Annotated in this window: 15 protein-coding genes; 11 read left to right on the top strand and 4 right to left on the bottom strand. The window is 33.9% G+C overall.

The features are described 5' to 3' along the window. Positions 1-45: 45 nt before the first annotated feature. A complete protein-coding gene (locus M0D21_RS09370; RefSeq protein ID WP_248328742.1) occupies positions 46-489 on the bottom strand; it encodes an Lrp/AsnC family transcriptional regulator in 444 nt (147 codons plus the stop codon). Positions 490-607: 118 nt separating this feature from the next. On the opposite strand from M0D21_RS09370, the gene M0D21_RS09375 reads away from it, so the two are divergent. The 5 genes from M0D21_RS09375 to M0D21_RS09395 all read left to right on the top strand — a co-directional run bounded on the left by M0D21_RS09375 (position 608) and on the right by M0D21_RS09395 (position 7036). After that, positions 608-1126 (top strand): DinB family protein, encoded by a 519-nt coding sequence (locus M0D21_RS09375; RefSeq protein WP_248328744.1) that lies wholly within the window; start codon positions 608-610, stop codon positions 1124-1126. A gap of 228 nt (positions 1127-1354) precedes the next feature. Continuing rightward, positions 1355-1840: a hypothetical protein gene (locus M0D21_RS09380; RefSeq protein ID WP_248328746.1), complete on the top strand. Its 486-nt coding sequence runs from the start codon at positions 1355-1357 to the stop codon at positions 1838-1840. 179 nt (positions 1841-2019) lie between these two features. After that, positions 2020-4653, top strand: coding sequence for a DUF5916 domain-containing protein (locus tag M0D21_RS09385; protein WP_248328748.1), 2634 nt, complete (start codon positions 2020-2022; stop codon positions 4651-4653). Positions 4654-4658: 5 nt separating this feature from the next. Next, a complete protein-coding gene (locus tag M0D21_RS09390; RefSeq protein WP_248328750.1) occupies positions 4659-5120 on the top strand; it encodes a GNAT family N-acetyltransferase in 462 nt (153 codons plus the stop codon). A gap of 125 nt (positions 5121-5245) precedes the next feature. After that, positions 5246-7036 (top strand): tetratricopeptide repeat protein, encoded by a 1791-nt coding sequence (locus M0D21_RS09395; RefSeq protein WP_248328752.1) that lies wholly within the window; start codon positions 5246-5248, stop codon positions 7034-7036. Positions 7037-7047: 11 nt separating this feature from the next. On the opposite strand, the gene M0D21_RS09400 is transcribed toward M0D21_RS09395, so the two are convergent. Beyond that, on the bottom strand, positions 7048-8145 hold the full coding sequence (locus M0D21_RS09400; RefSeq protein WP_248328754.1) for a serine hydrolase domain-containing protein: 1098 nt from the start codon (positions 8143-8145) through the stop codon (positions 7048-7050). Positions 8146-8365: 220 nt separating this feature from the next. On the opposite strand from M0D21_RS09400, the gene M0D21_RS09405 reads away from it, so the two are divergent. The 6 genes from M0D21_RS09405 to M0D21_RS09430 are packed head-to-tail and all read left to right on the top strand — an operon-like array spanning position 8366 to position 13216. Beyond that, on the top strand, positions 8366-9622 hold the full coding sequence (locus M0D21_RS09405; protein WP_248328756.1) for a serine hydrolase domain-containing protein: 1257 nt from the start codon (positions 8366-8368) through the stop codon (positions 9620-9622). 20 nt (positions 9623-9642) lie between these two features. Next, positions 9643-10512, top strand: a complete 870-nt coding sequence (locus M0D21_RS09410) for an SDR family oxidoreductase (protein ID WP_248328758.1) — start codon at positions 9643-9645, stop codon at positions 10510-10512. Between the two features lie 18 nt (positions 10513-10530). Next, positions 10531-10878: a DUF983 domain-containing protein gene (locus tag M0D21_RS09415; protein ID WP_248328760.1), complete on the top strand. Its 348-nt coding sequence runs from the start codon at positions 10531-10533 to the stop codon at positions 10876-10878. A 50-nt stretch (positions 10879-10928) separates the two neighbouring features. Continuing rightward, positions 10929-11507 (top strand): NAD(P)H-dependent oxidoreductase, encoded by a 579-nt coding sequence (locus tag M0D21_RS09420; RefSeq protein WP_248328762.1) that lies wholly within the window; start codon positions 10929-10931, stop codon positions 11505-11507. A gap of 27 nt (positions 11508-11534) precedes the next feature. Then, positions 11535-12491, top strand: a complete 957-nt coding sequence (locus M0D21_RS09425) for an NAD(P)H-dependent oxidoreductase (RefSeq protein WP_248328765.1) — start codon at positions 11535-11537, stop codon at positions 12489-12491. A 2-nt stretch (positions 12492-12493) separates the two neighbouring features. Beyond that, positions 12494-13216: a GNAT family N-acetyltransferase gene (locus M0D21_RS09430; RefSeq protein WP_248328767.1), complete on the top strand. Its 723-nt coding sequence runs from the start codon at positions 12494-12496 to the stop codon at positions 13214-13216. Between the two features lie 119 nt (positions 13217-13335). On the opposite strand, the gene M0D21_RS09435 is transcribed toward M0D21_RS09430, so the two are convergent. Together M0D21_RS09435 and M0D21_RS09440 are read right to left on the bottom strand one after the other, a co-directional pair. Beyond that, entirely contained in the window at positions 13336-14262 is a 927-nt protein-coding gene (locus tag M0D21_RS09435) for a helix-turn-helix domain-containing protein (RefSeq protein WP_248328769.1), read from the bottom strand. Positions 14263-14300: 38 nt separating this feature from the next. Beyond that, the gene (locus M0D21_RS09440; RefSeq protein ID WP_248328771.1) at positions 14301-15437 is read right to left on the bottom strand and encodes an MBL fold metallo-hydrolase; all 1137 of its coding nucleotides are present in this window, start codon (positions 15435-15437) and stop codon (positions 14301-14303) included. Between the last annotated feature and the right edge of the window lie 188 nt (positions 15438-15625).

Here is a 15625-nt window from a genome sequence, read left to right on the forward strand (position 1 = left end):
AAGATACTAACAAGGAGTAGTAAGAGATCAGAATCTGGATTACATCTAAAACGGCTTATCATAAATTTTATCTGAAATAATAGAATTTAAAATGAGGGAAGTAGTTAATTCACCATAAACAGCTAGTCTGGCATTTAGATCTTCCAAATGTTTAGGATCTTTTACTACTCCTCGCATAAGCATACAATCCCGCCCGGTAAGTTTATGACATTCACTTATTTCTGGAACAGTTTTTATAAATTCCTGAAACCTTTCTGTTTGGCCAAACCGTATTTTAATTGTAATATATACTCCTAATGGGTACCCTAATTTGTCTAAACTTACTTTGGTATGATAAGATTCTATAATACCTGCATCTTCCATTTTTTGTATGCGCTCTGCAACTGTAGGAGATGATAACCCTACTTCCTTTGCTAAATCCTTAAGAGGAATTCTAGCATTTTTTTGTAACATGCTTAAAATTGTCCAATTAATTTCGTCTATTTTCATTTGTTAGGTAAAAAATTATTTTTGTATTACAAAAATAGGTTTTTTTGGCTAAATGGTTATTTTATTAATGGTTAATTATTGTTTTAGTCTTTAATTTTGAGTATTAAAATTTTAGGAAATGACAATTAAAGATTTACAACCAAGAGAGTTTGACCCCTATTATGGCCAATACATTCATAAGCTTCGGGACAATCATACACTAATAGAAAGTTTTGAGGCCGGTAAAGAAACTATGTCTAGTTTTTTTAAAGATATTCCACCAGAGAAACATGAATATTGCTATGCTGAGAATAAGTGGAGTTGCAAAGAGATACTACAACATCTTATTGATACCGAACGAATATTTATGTACAGATGTTTCAGAATAGCACGTAATGATAAAACAGAATTAGCAGGTTTTGATCAAAACATTTACATAGAACCTTCTAAGGCAAATCAAAAAACAATGAATGATCTTTTAGGAGAGTTTCAGATTGTACGTGACGGGTCTATTTCCTTATTGAATAGCCTTACTCCAAATGATTTAAAAAATATAGGTACTGCAAATGGTGGTCATATGTCTGCGAGAGCAGCGGCTTTTACAATTACGGGACATGAAATTTGGCATAAAGATATCATTGTGGATAGATATTTATAAAAACAGATGCACCAAATCAAGGAACCCTTTAAAATCTACAATTAGAAATATAGTTCTATCCCAAGAAATTTAAATTGATATTAGGATTAGCAGAATTTATGATTTCAGAATATATCAGTTTATGACAAGGGTCAATACTCTTTTATCTTGGGGTAGATACTCTTATTAAACTGAAAGATACATCTGTCTTTTAAAAATGTAGATGTCTAAATGTAAAAAATAAAAACCATGAAAAACGCAGAATTTGAAATATATAAGCCAAGGTCAATACTCTTTAATGAGTTATTTATGGTGGAAAATTGGGCAGTCAAAATTTACCAAATCACCAATAAGACCAAATTTACATCGAGTAATATTTATAAGAATGTAATTCACCATCTTCCAGCTTGGTTAAAACAACTAGAAAACTCTAGGCTCCCGATCTATAAACATGCATTTTTGATAGTGCATGAGGCTCGAGAAGGAATTTGGATCTTATTAAATTGGTGGACAGGAGGGGAAATGATAGAAACCAAAGTGTTTTTTTCAAATTTTGAAAATCCCGCTGTAATTACCAATTCACCTTATAACACGAATTCACTTTTATGTGTGTGGGAATTAGAAGTTTTTGCCCATGAAAGAATTTCCTGGATTGAAAACGTACTTAAAAAAGCCGAAACGCCAGATTTTATAGGATACTCAAATGATGTTTTAAATAAACACCAAAACGCATAGAAACAGTGCATTGATATGCTGAAATATGGTCAAAAAAAATATAGCTAGTACCGGTTTTTTGCCTGAAAAAGAGTTGAATGTTTTGACAATCGGTTGATGTAATCAAAATTTCAAAAACATCTTGAATCTTTAAGGTTAAAGGACGGAAAACAATTTAAATTTTTGATATTTAATTAGTTATGAAAAATTTCTTATTTTTTGTATGGGGATTTATATGCCTGTTTTCAGGAAATGCGATATCTCAGGATACAATTTCGAAGCGCATTTACACCACTACATATTTAGAGGATATGGTACCACCAAAAATCGATGGAATTATAAATGATGAGGCCTGGGATTTGGTAAGGTGGAGTGGCAATTATGTCGAATGGAGTCCAGATGAAAATACAGAGCCTTCATACCAATCGAAGCTAAAAATCTTATATGATGAAAAAAATATATATGTCGCATTTCGATGTTATGATAATGAACCTGAAAAAATAGTGAGTAGGTTATCTAGACGTGATGGATTTGATGGAGATTGGGTAGAAATTAACATAGGCAGTCTTGGGGATTTAAGAACGGCATACTCGTTTACGATTTCGGTTTCTGGAGTACTAGGAGATGAATACATAAGTAATGATGGCGGAAACTGGGACAATACATGGAATCCGATTTGGTACGCCAAAACAAACATTGACGATCAGGGTTGGACTGCTGAAATACGAATTCCTCTGAGTCAAATTCGTTTCGGGAAGGAGAAAAAACAAATTTGGGGAATACAATCGACAAGAAGGTTCTTTAGGAAAGAAGAACGGTCTGTGTGGCAACGTACCCCGCGTAATGCCCCAGGATGGGTAAGTAGTTTTGGAGAATTGCACGGAATTACAAATCTCAAATCGCAAAAGCAACTTGAGATACAACCTTATCTGGTTGCATCTCAGAATGAATTAGGACGAAGTACCTTAAATCCACTGGTGAAAAAAAGCGAAACCAAACTTAATCTTGGTTTAGATGGCAAATGGGGGATAACCAATGATTTAACACTTGATTTTACAATTAATCCTGATTTTGGACAAGTAGAAGCTGATCCTTCTGCCATTGCATTAGATGGTTTTCAAATTTTCTTTCAAGAAAGACGCCCGTTTTTCATTGAAAATAAAAACATCTTTGACTATACATTTTCCAGCTCAGTAAACGGGGGACGGACTTTCGGATTTGATAACCTGTTTTACTCTAGACGAATTGGTCGCTCCCCACAAGGAGCAACTTCGTTAGCTGAAAATGAGTTTAGTGATCAACCTAATATTACTACTATTTTAGGAGCAGCAAAGTTTAGTGGAAAAACTCAAGATGGTTGGTCTATAGGTATATTAGAAGCAGTAACCGAAAAAGAAACGGCTGATATAGTTGGACCCAATGGAGAACGTGAAGAAACTGTTGAACCTTTTACAAATTATCTTGTATCTAGAATACAGAAAGATTTTAATGATAATAATACATTCATAGGCGGTATATTCACTGCCACAAATAGAAATCTAAGTGATAACCTTGAATTTTTGCACGAATCGGCATATACTGGTGGCTTAGATTTTACGCATAATTGGAAGAATAGAGCCTACTATTTTAAAGGGAATTTTGTGTTTAGTAAAGTTAACGGAAGTGCTCAAGCTATCACCCGAACACAACAATCAATTACCCATTTGTTTCAAAGAGAAGGAGCAGATCATCTAGATGTAGCTACTAATCTTACGACTTTAACGGGAAGCGGAGGTAATATTCAGGTGGGGAAGGGCGCCGGGAACTGGCTTTTTCAAACCGGTGTTACCTGGCGTTCTCCAGAGTTAGAATTAAATGATTTGGGCTTCCAACTTCGTGCAGATGACATGAGATATTATGGCTGGGTGGGGTATAGAACCACTAAACCTCTTAAGAATATGAGAGCTTGGAGGGTAAATTATAATCAATTTGCAGCTTTTGATTTTGGAGGTAATTTTAACGAACTTCTTTTCAATATTAATGCTTGGCTTAACTTAAAAGATAATACCTGGATTAATTTGTTTTCTGATCTAAAACCAGTGAACTATAATAATTTCTTATTGAGAGGTGGACCGAGGTTTCGATTGCCTCCAGAATATACCCTTGGAGGCAGTATTACTTCAGATAATAGGAAAAAACTACGTTTTGGAGTTAATTTTTCGAACCAGATAGCTACAGAAAATGCACTTTCTCGCTATTCTGTGGGAGGAAGCATAACCTATCAACCATTAAATGCTTTAACAATTTCACTATCTCCTTCTTATACTAGGGTAAAAGATAAGCTTCAATATGTTTCTGCAAATTCGTTCGTTGGTCGATCAAGATATATTCTAGGGGAAATCGAACAGCAAACATTTAATATTCCTTTACGCCTAGATTATATTCTTACTCCCACATTAAGTTTGCAATATTGGGGACAACCGTTCATATCTCAAGGAAGATATCAAGAGTTCAAATATGTAAATGACCCAATAGCCAATACACTAAACGATAGAATATCATTATTCTCTAATGAGCAAATAAATTTGGAATCCAATAGCTATCAAATTGATGAAAATATAGATGGTACAGTAGATTATTCTTTTATTCAACCAGATTTTTCATTTATACAATGGCGATCCAATATGGTATTGCGATGGGAGTATACTCCCGGTTCTGAGTTATATTTTGTTTGGAGTCAAGACGCTTCTAATTTTGGTAATTTCAATAATAATCTTACCACTGATTTAAAAGAAAATATTAAAGATGTGAATAATATTTTTCTAATAAAATTCACCTATAGATTTTTAAAATAACATATATGAAAATAACGGCCAATATACGCTTTGCCGAATTTGAAGATGTTCGACAAATAATAGAATTATGCTATTTACATGCGATCTACGAAAAAGAGACATATAATTTAGATGGTCAACTTAACCGGTTAGCTTTAGATCTTTTTACAGAGGCTCCCAAGTTATACTGTTTAGTAGTAGAAAGTAACAAAGAGTTGATAGGGTATGCAACTTATATGAAACAATATACCACCTGGGATGCTAAAGAATATGTTTACATGGATTGCCTGTTTATTAAAGATTTTGCTCGAGGGCTTGGACTAGGTGAACGACTAATTCGTAGAATTCAACAGGAAAGTAAAAATATAGGGTGTTCTCTAATTCAATGGCAAACACCGGAATTTAATACAAAAGCAATCAAATTTTATGATCGTATTGGAGCCCATTCAAAAAGTAAAGAACGTTTTTTTCTAGAAGTTGATAAGTAATATCAATGATTTCTCTGGGTCGTTAGGTAATAAGTAGGGAATTGTACTATTAGAATTCAAAATTCTTTGTGAAATTTAAGAGGTCTCTTTCAGGACTTTCTTAAATTTATGGACTATTTATCTAATTGAATACACTGAGTTCTAACATATCCTCCTTAGACAAGTCTATCGTCGTACTTCCATTCAGGAATCTGAGTGGAGATGTATCATATGAGTATTTCTGCGACGGAATTACAGAAGAAATTATAAGCGCACTCTCTAAGATTAATGGTCTCAAAGTAACGGCGAGAACTTCTTCTTTTGCCTTTAAAGGGAAACCAACAGATATACGCATAATAGGTAATGAGTTAGGAGTAACCAATGCGGTAGAAGGAAGTATAAGAATTGCCAATGATCGTATTAGAATCATGGCACAGTTAACACGAACCGATACGGGTTTTTTACTTTGGTCTGAAAAGTTTGATCGAAAACTAGTTGATGTTTTTGAACTTCAAGATGAAATTAGTGTTTTAATTGCCGATAAAATTCGAGAGAATTTTGGACATATAGATATCGATGAATCTCTTACGACCGTTCATACTCAAAATTTAAAGGCATATCAATGGTATCTCAAAGGAAGATACTACCAGCTTACTTGGAGTCTATCTCAGATAGAGAAAGCTATCGATTATTACCAACAAAGTGCAAGAATAGACACTTCATATGCAGATCCGGTAGTAGCCATTGGTTGGTGTTATGCCATTTTAGCCAGTTGGGGACATATAGATAGGGTAGAAGGACTACTAAAAGCAAACGAGTATCTAGACAAAGGGTATGAGTTAAATACAGATTCTTATATGGGCCATTTTGCCAAAGCAACGATTAGTTTTTGGGGGAATTGGAACTTCGAGGATGGTTACCAAGAATTGCAGGAATGTTTGCGTGTAAATCCATTTTTTGGAGAAGCCAATGAAGCTTTGGCAGAGTTGTATACTGCAAATGGTTTATTTGATGAAGCGATTAAAGAAACCAATAAAATCCTAAAAATTAATCCGCTTTCGCCTAACCATTATTATACAAGAGGTAATATTTACTTTTTACAGAAGGATTATAAAAATGCGATACAATGTTTTGAGAGTTCTTTGAGGTTAGATAGTAGTTTCGATCTAAGTAGACATTTGAAATTAGCGTGCTTTTTATTTCAGAAGGATAAAGAAGCCACAATGTCTTATGCAAGGGCGTTCCTCGATGATAGTTTTATTATCATAGTCGAATCGATTTTTGATGCGATTAACCACAAAAAAACTATTCAATATGACGAAAACCTGCTGTCCGAGGATGTAAACTTAATGGTACATTGGGATTTCTATTACTTGATCTATTGCAGAAAAACAGATGAGGTGTTGCATCGGTTAGAGCGTATGGTACAGAATCGAATTGGGCAAATACTCAATTTTCAGTTTGATCCATTTTTGGAGCCTATTAGAACAACAGAAACCTATAAACGGTTGATATCTGAGGTGTTTGGAAATGTAGAACTACCCATAGGTAATGTTGATCACTATTCAAAAAAGGAAAAGCAATCTGGTTTTTCTAACGAAGAAGTAAAACTTTTGGAGTTAAAAGTATCGAAGTATCTGGATGATAATCAGGCCTTCTTAAATCCAGACCTGTCATTGCGTTCTATGGCCGCTACCATAGAACTACACCCCAATAAACTTTCAAAATTTATAAATGATTATTTGCAAACCAATTTTAGCGAACTTATTAATAGCAAACGTTTAGAACACTTTAAAAAGATTGCAGTAGATCCTAAAAACAAACACTTAACACTGCTGGGCTTAGCATACGACAGTGGTTTTAATTCTAAAACTGTATTCAATACATATTTTAAAAAAGTGATTGGGATGACTCCAAAACAGTGGATGAAAAATTAGCTCTCGATATATTAAAGGGTTTCTATAAGTAACTTTGCAATGGGTTTTAAAATTTCTTGTCTATAATCTTCATGATAATCACAATTACCAAGAACTACTAATCCAATCTTTTTTTCAGGAATTAGCATTAAGAAACTTCTAAAACCTTTATCTCCTCCAAAATGCCCTACAGCTTTATAATTATCTAAATTATATAGCTGAAAACCTAATCCAATAAACGAAGTTAAGTCGGTAGAAGGTTTAGTCATTTGGTGATACATAGATTTAGGATTGGAATGATATTCGTTTAAAAATAGATGCATCCAATTTGATAATTCCTTCACAGAAGCATTTAATGTGCTACTAGGAGCATGTTCTCTAGTATACGGATATGTTTTTCTAACATAAACTTTATTACTAATCTTTTTTTGTGAATGCGGACTTGTTTTTAAACTATCTGGAATCTTGTAATATCTAAAATCACTGGTATTCATGTTGTTTTTAGAAAGGATGCTGTCTTTCAAATAGTCTTCAAAAGAAATGCCGGAAGCTTTTTCAATGATTAACCCCAAAATATTATATCCTAAGTTACTATAATAATATTGAGTTGATGGTTCAGAACGCAGGGTAAGCGTAAGGTTTAGAATGTAATCATTTAAACTGCTTTTGTGCAGATTATTTCTCTCCCAATGGTAATTCTTAACATCTGGGAGCCCCGAGGTATGATTTAATAATTGCTTAACGGTTATTTCTTTTATACGTTCATCTTTATATGGTAGTTCAGGTATGAGATCTACAAGTTTATTATCCAGATTTAATTTTTCATCCTCTACTAATTCCATAATAGCGATTCCTGTAAATAGCTTGCTTATAGATGCGGTATGAAATACTGAGTTTTCAGAAATAGTATCTTTAGTTCCAATGGTGGTAACACCATAACCTTTGGTATACACAAAACTTGTGTCTTTTAGTACTCCAATTGCCAGTCCGGGAATATTATATTCTTTCATTTTTTGATGTACTATGGCATCTATTTTGTCGCTTACTGTAGTATTCTGAGCGTATAATTCTGTTAGAGATCCGAAAAAACTGATTGCTAACAATAAGAAAGTATATGTGTATTTAGACATGTATTTGTTTTTTGATTGATATCACAAAATTGATAAAATAATCTGACAATACTAACAAGTTTATTTCCTGAAAATTTAAAATTTAAAGCTCTTTCCATAATCATCCAAAAGGTTCGGATTTTCATTTCGTAGGTTCCGAATTGTATTTCAGAACGATTGCCTTTTGTTTTCTGAACACCTTTGTCTCATCAAAATTTTAATAATCGAAAAACGAAAAGTTATGACATTTCAAAGTAAAATTATGTGGCTCTTATTATTAGGTTCTTTCTTGACCCTAGCATCTTGCTCAAATGATGATGATGCCAATGTAATTCCCAATCCCAATACTATAGCAACTACAAGTGAATTAACTACATACTTTGAAGCGCTTAGTGCTTCTGCAAATGTTCCAGGTTTTTCAGTGACCGTTGTAGAAAATGATGATATTGTTTTTCAAGAGGGGTTTGGTTTTGCAGATGTGGCAAATCAAATTTTATATACTAATCAGACTCAAAATGGAATAGCATCGATAAGTAAAACATTTGTAGGGGCGGCTACTGCAAAAGCTATTGAACAAGGCTATTTTACTCTGGATACACCAATCAACCAAATACTTCCCGTAAAAATTACCAATTTACAAAACCCCGATGCGGTCATTTTGGTGAGACACTTGGTAACGCATACTTCTGGAATTATTGATAATCTCGAAAATTATATAGCAGGCAACTATGTTATTCTCCCAAATCAGGATACCAATAGTACAGGAGCAAATGTTTTAGTAAATGGCCTTGGTCTGGAGATTTCAAATCCAATGCCTTTATCCGATTACCTGGGACAATACTTCTTAGAAGAAGGTGAGTTTTATGGTGAAGATATGTACCTAGATACGATGACCGGTAGCACGTGGTCCTATTCGAATGTCGCAACCTCATTGATGGGGTTTGTTATCGAAAACGCAACAGGAGTGCCATTTGATACTTATGTGAAAGAAAATATTCTTCAACCTCTACAAATGAATGTATCTACTTATGATATTCTAGAAGTTGATTTAAATACCATGGCGATACCATATTTAGATATCAATACACCATTACCATTTTATGCAAATCATGGTTACCCCGAAGGTAGTTTATACACAAACAATGAGGGCCTTGGTAAGTATGTTTTGGATATGACAAAAGGAATCAAAGGACAATCTTCTACGCTTTTTACCCCTTCTTACTATCGACTCTTATTTACCAAACAATTACCTGAGAATATCGTACCTCATAGTTTCGCTGAAAACCACGGCTTATTTTGGTATTTAAAAAACGGAATATGGATGCATGGAGGAAATAGCCTGGGGGTGTCTTCTCTTATTGAAATTGCAGATGATGGAAGTTATGGTTTTGTAATCTCTAGTAATATGGATGCCACATTTTCAGACAATGAACCTAAATGGGAAGTCTTAAAAAATCAAATAAAGGAGGGAGTGATAGCATTTATTTCAAACAATTAATCGGTAAAAAGTAGATAGTGATGAGAATTGAAAAAGAAAAAAAGATACTTCTTGCCGGTGGCACAGGATATTTAGGAGGGTACATAGCCAAAGAGATAGTTAACAATAATTTGTCGGCTAGGTTTATTACTCGGGATAAGAAAAAAATGCAGGAGTTCGAATCTTCGAGTATTGAAGTAATTGAAGCAGAAGTAACCAAACCCGAAACGTTAACAGGGGTTTGCAAAGGTGTGGATGTTGTGATATCTACAGTGGGAATTACTCGTCAAAAAGATGGATTGTCTTATATGGATGTGGATTATCAGGCCAATGTTAATCTTTTACGAGAAGCGCAGCGTGCTGGAGTGAGAAAGTTTATCTATGTCTCAGCAATTAATGGAGATCTACATCGTCATCTTAAAATATTTGAAGCCAAAGAAGCTTTTGTCGATGAATTGAAAAAGTCTGGGCTAGATTACACTATCCTACGACCCAATGGTTTTTTCTCAGACATGCGGGATTTTTTATCAATGGCCAATAAAGGCAGTGTATTTCTATTTGGTAAGGGTAATCAATTGTTAAATCCTATTCATGGGGAGGATCTGGCCCAAATGTGCCTCAATTTGATAGATAATCCCACCACCGAATGCAGTGTAGGAGGTCCCGATGTTTTAACACACAACGAAATTGCAGAAATGGCTTTTCACGTACTACATAAAAAGCCCAAAGTGATGCACCTTCCTAACTGGACTAGATTACTGACCCTTTGGTTATTACGAAAACTAACCAAGGAAAGCACCTATGGTCCCATAGAGTTTTTTCTCACTATGATGGCAGATGACAATGTAGCGATGCGATATGGAACCAGAAGGTTAAAGCAATATTATAAAGAGAATGCATCAATGGTATAACATATAAAAGAGGAAATCATGATAAACAAGATGATCACCAATAAATGCCCAAACTGTGGTAAAGGAACAATTTATAAAGAGAGAAACATTTATTTCAATTTTAGAAAACCTAGAATGAAAAAGGAATGTGAACATTGCCATTTTGTTTTCGAAAAAGAACCAGGTTTCTTCTTTGGTGCAATGTACATTAGTTATGCTTTAGGCATAACTCAGGCTATATTAACTTTTCTAGTAGGCACCCTTTTTTATGAAACCCTTTTTGATATGCGAATATTGATTTGGATCGCGATCGTATTAGTCCTTTTATCTTCCTTTAATATGCGTATGTCAAGAATTATTTGGATTTACATGCTAAGGGGAATTTAAAATACTATTCAAGAGGAAAGCACGAAAAACAAACCGTATAAACGAATACAATGAAGAAAGTTTTAATTATAAACGGACATCCGGATAAAGAAAGCTTCAATTGGGCCTTGGCAGAACATTATAGAAAAGGAGCTGTCATGGCCGACGCCGATGTAGAAACTATTAATTTGATTGATTTAAATTTTGATCCCATTTTAAAATATGGCTACCGAATACCACACCCTTTAGAATCAGATTTAGAAACTGCCATAGAAAAAATCAAAGATGCAGAACATCTAGTATGGGTTTTTCCGATGTGGTGGTATGGCATACCAGCTTTGCTTAAAGGATTTATAGATAGAACGTTTTTACCAGGAGTTACTTTTAAATATCAAGAAGGAAAACTTTTTCCAGAAAAACTTCTAAAAGGAAAAACAGCGCGAATTATAGTAACGTCAGATACTGTAAGCTGGTATAATAGCTTAGTAATGAAAAATCCAGTTATCAATCAGTTTAAAAAAGGCGTACTAGAGTTTTGTGGTGTGAAACCTGTTAAAACTACCTATATGGCACCGGTAAAAAGTTCAACACAAAAGCAACGAGAAAAATGGCTGTTGGCAGTAAATAAATTAGGAGAACAATTAAAATAAATATGTATTAACAATAAAAAAATAGCTATGAAAAAGATTTTAGCATTTACAGGAAGTAATCATCCAGAGTCTATAAATGAGAAATTAGTGCAATCATTAATCAATAGATTCCAAGAACATGATATACGATTTATAGATCTTAAAAAATTTGATGTCCCTATTTATAGTGCAGCTATTCATGAAGCGGGTATACCACAACCAATTCTCGAACTTTTCGAAATTTTTAAAGAAAGTGAAGGGTTTATTCTCTCATCCCCAGAGCATAATGGGCTTCCGTCGGCGTTTTTAAAAAATATTATAGACTGGCTGTCTGTTATTAAACAACGTTTTTTTGATAGCAAACCGGTGTTGTTGCTTAGTACTTCACCTGGGGCTACCGGGGCAAGCACACATTTAGGTATTTTGACCAAACTGGTACCTTTATGGGGTGGCCTATTAAAATCGACCTATTCTCTAGGTAGTTTCCAAGACAATTTTGATGAAGAAAAAATGATCATCTCAAATGCAGAAGAACTTCAAAAATTAGATCGAGCCTTTCAGATTTTTAATAAAGAAGGAGAAAATATAATAAAGAGTAATGTAGATGTCGTGCAAGGATATTTTAACGCTTTTCAACATGGAGATATAGAGGGTATATTGAATAGTTTTCATCCAGATTGCTACATTGTGAGTGTAAAAGAAGAAGAAAGACCTACTGAACAATTACATGGAGTTTATAGAACCCGAGAAGACGCAAAACAGTTTCTGAAAAATATCAGCTCTTTATTTGAAACCAAAGAGTTTTTGGTTCAGCAAGTAGTAGAGGCGCAAGGTAATCTGGTAGTAGCTAAGGGAACATTTTCTCATTTAGTAAAAAGTACCGGAAAATTATTTAATAGCAACTGGGTGCAACTTTGTATTATTGAAGATGAAATGATTAAAGAGTATCGTTTTTATGAGGACTCTGCCGCACTTATTGAAGCGTCTAATATACAATATGCATAATTATGCAAGAAAGTAACGCAATACAACACCAATTTGAGTTTTGGGAGTACCTGGGGCAGGTAGGGGGATATCTACATCATAATGATGCATATCTGTTTCTTGCTCCCAAAAATGCTACCTGGCCTTCCAAAACTTTTGGTCTAAATGAGGATAAAATCGATTTTGAACAGCTTAAAATTGATGTCAAGAAAGGAACTATACCAGGCTCTATTGCTCTTCAGCAAAATAACGAACTTGAGAATAAATTATTGAAACATGGTTTTAAGAAAACATCTACTGTAGAGGGAATGGTGTTGCATATAGATGGTTATTCATGTTTAGATGAGTATGATGACGATATTATTGAAGTTACAACTATAAAAGAAGTAGATGCATTTGCCAAAATTTCTTCTAAAGCCTTTGGATATACTATATACAGTAGTACCCTGGAGCCATTGTTACGTGGCGATAAGGTGAAGTTATATATTGGTAAATATCAGGGTAATTATGTTAGCTGCGGAATTGTATTTAAAGATCATTATGGAAATTCTGGATTACACATGATAGGGGCACTCCCAGAGTTTCGTGGGCTTGGTCTTGGTAAAATCATGACCAAACATTTACTTTCGAGAGCGATTAGAAATAAAAGTAAAAAGGTATATCTGGTTGCATCTAAATTAGGAACACCTATCTATGATAAGCTTGGTTTTCAAAACCAGGGATATTTACAATCATATACCGTTTAATACAACTATTATGAAGTATGTATTTTATCTAGAAGGTCGGTTTTATTTTTAAAACTAAACTCAAAAAAAAGAAATAGAAACCACTAATCCTTAGGTTTTAGTAAGGTTAATATAGAAAATCAATTCGTATGAGTCTGAATATACTCTTTTGGACTCATGCCCACTTTCTTTTTAAACACTCTGGTAAAATACTGTGGATATTCAAACCCTAATTTATAAGCGGTTTCAGATATAGATAAGTTAGGGTTTAGCAGCATACTTTTCGCTTCTTCTACCAAGAATAAATTGATTTGATCGATTGCTGTTTTCCCAGTTTCTGCCTTAATGGTATCGCTCATATATCGATGACTTACGTTTAATTGTGCAGCCATCCAATCTACCGTTGGGATTCCTTCTTCTGCAAATAGATTTTGTTCAAAATATGTATTTAAAATCTCCTTGAATTTTGTAATTAAAATCTTGTTGTCATCGGTTCTATCAAGAAATTGTCTCTTGTAAAACCGATCTGCATATTTTAATAAGGTATCTAACTGCGAAATAATGATTTCTTTACTAAATTCATCTTGATTGTTGTAATATTCAATAGTGATATTCTTGAAAATATCTTTTATGATTTGCTCTTCTTTAGGAGATAAATGAAGCGCTTCATTCACATGGTAATTAAAGAAATTATATTTTTTTATCTTTTGATAGATCTCAGAACTTTGAACATAATCTTTGTGAAAAGCAATATGATAACTCTCAGAGCTAAGTACTACATCTTTAAAGCTTAGTTTTTGATTGGGGGCCGTAAATAAAAGTGTACCATTTGTACAGTCATATTTTGTTCGCCCATAAGTAATTTCTCCTGAAAGAATTTTTTTGAAGCCTATGGCATAAAAGTCACAACTGAGTTCTAAGGGTTCATCAAATGAATGAGTATCACAGTTTTCTTCTTCACCTTCTTTCAGGGCTGTATGCAATACACTTAATAATGGGTTCTGAGGCTCTGGTAACTCAAAGTGTTTATGATATTCTGTAATATTTTTGAAATTAAAACTAGGCATTGTAAGTATAGTATAGGCTATTAAAATTACAATTTATTTTAGTAATTCTCCCACCATTTATCCTGGTGAGTCTCTGTGTCATCTATAAGTGTTGATTCTCCTATTTCGGGAGTAATTAGTGGTATACCTAATTCGTCAGCTTTTTTGCTTACACGTTCTATTGGGTCGGTCCAGGAATGCTGTGCCAATTTGAAAGCGCCCCAATGAATAGGCATTATTTTTTTTGCTTTAACATCTTGACCTGCTTGAGCCGTTTCTTCAGGAAACATATGAATCTCAGACCATAGCTCATTGTACTGCCCGCACTCGATCATTGCAAAATCAAAAGGACCATGTTTATCCCCAATTTCTTTAAAATGTGATGCATACCCACTGTCTCCGCTAAAGAATATTTTCTCATCATTCGATTGAATAATCCAAGAGCACCAAAGAGTATGATCTCGATCAGATAATCCTCGACCAGAAAAATGTTGAGCTGGCGTGCTTATAAAAGTTAAGTCTTTAAATGTAGTTTGTTGCCACCAATCTAACTCCATAATCTTTTCCTTGGGAACTCCCCATTCTTGCAAATGAACTCCTACTCCCAATGGAGTAAAAAACATACTCACCTTATCCTTTAACTTCAGAATAGATTCATAATCTAAATGATCATAATGATCATGAGAAATAACTACAGCATCTATTTTAGGTAATTTTTCAATTTCGATAGGAAGTTCTTTATTAAATCGTTTTCCTCCCAAAAGTGGGTGTGGAGCAGGTACTTCACTTAACATAGGATCAATAATGATATTCTTACCGTTCATTTGTAATAAAAAAGCTGAATGCCCAAACCAAATAAATCTTGTTTTTGAATGATAATTGGCAATATTGACAGAGTCAATTTTTTGAATTTCGATGGGAGACTTTGGCCTGGCATTGGGAATGCTCTTGAGCATACCCCCAATGGCTTTTAACATGTTTCCCATGCTCATTTCAGAAGTTACACCGCCAATGTTTATGAATTTTCCTTCTTTATGATTCTCAGATTGTGCATATTCTATGAGTTGCTCTTTTGATACCTTTCCTCCAAATTGAGGACTGAAATTCACAAACAGTGTTCCGGTTATGACAAGTGCTCCAATAATAATTCCTATAGCTAACAACATTCTTTTTATGATTTTTCGTATTCTTTTCATTATTCGTTTAAAATAGAAAAATGATATAATTAAATCATTTTATTCTGATTATTTGAGTACAAAGGTATATCAGATATAAGATTAACAACTTACACATTTTCGTAGAAGACGTATACATTTTGGTTAAAAGAAAAAAAACCAGTACCTATCGCCATGGATTTTTTATAAAGCATTCCTTTTGATTGATA

It is taken from the genome of Aquimarina acroporae (assembly GCF_023195925.1).
In the GTDB taxonomy this organism is placed as follows: Bacteria; Bacteroidota; Bacteroidia; order Flavobacteriales; family Flavobacteriaceae; genus Aquimarina; species Aquimarina acroporae.

Bases quoted from the DNA above. Each gene is read 5' to 3' on its own strand.
- M0D21_RS09440 (WP_248328771.1), bottom strand. From the start codon at position 15,437: ATGAAAAGAATACGAAAAATCATAAAAAGAATGTTGTTAGCTATAGGA.
- M0D21_RS09380 (WP_248328746.1), top strand. From the start codon at position 1,355: ATGAAAAACGCAGAATTTGAAATATATAAGCCAAGGTCAATACTCTTT.
- M0D21_RS09415 (WP_248328760.1), top strand. From the start codon at position 10,531: ATGATAAACAAGATGATCACCAATAAATGCCCAAACTGTGGTAAAGGA.
- M0D21_RS09410 (WP_248328758.1), top strand. From the start codon at position 9,643: ATGAGAATTGAAAAAGAAAAAAAGATACTTCTTGCCGGTGGCACAGGA.
- M0D21_RS09390 (WP_248328750.1), top strand. From the start codon at position 4,659: ATGAAAATAACGGCCAATATACGCTTTGCCGAATTTGAAGATGTTCGA.
- M0D21_RS09375 (WP_248328744.1), top strand. From the start codon at position 608: ATGACAATTAAAGATTTACAACCAAGAGAGTTTGACCCCTATTATGGC.
- M0D21_RS09420 (WP_248328762.1), top strand. From the start codon at position 10,929: ATGAAGAAAGTTTTAATTATAAACGGACATCCGGATAAAGAAAGCTTC.
- M0D21_RS09405 (WP_248328756.1), top strand. From the start codon at position 8,366: ATGACATTTCAAAGTAAAATTATGTGGCTCTTATTATTAGGTTCTTTC.
- M0D21_RS09370 (WP_248328742.1), bottom strand. From the start codon at position 489: ATGAAAATAGACGAAATTAATTGGACAATTTTAAGCATGTTACAAAAA.
- M0D21_RS09400 (WP_248328754.1), bottom strand. From the start codon at position 8,145: ATGTCTAAATACACATATACTTTCTTATTGTTAGCAATCAGTTTTTTC.
- M0D21_RS09435 (WP_248328769.1), bottom strand. From the start codon at position 14,262: ATGCCTAGTTTTAATTTCAAAAATATTACAGAATATCATAAACACTTT.
- M0D21_RS09430 (WP_248328767.1), top strand. From the start codon at position 12,494: ATGCAAGAAAGTAACGCAATACAACACCAATTTGAGTTTTGGGAGTAC.
- M0D21_RS09385 (WP_248328748.1), top strand. From the start codon at position 2,020: ATGAAAAATTTCTTATTTTTTGTATGGGGATTTATATGCCTGTTTTCA.
- M0D21_RS09425 (WP_248328765.1), top strand. From the start codon at position 11,535: ATGAAAAAGATTTTAGCATTTACAGGAAGTAATCATCCAGAGTCTATA.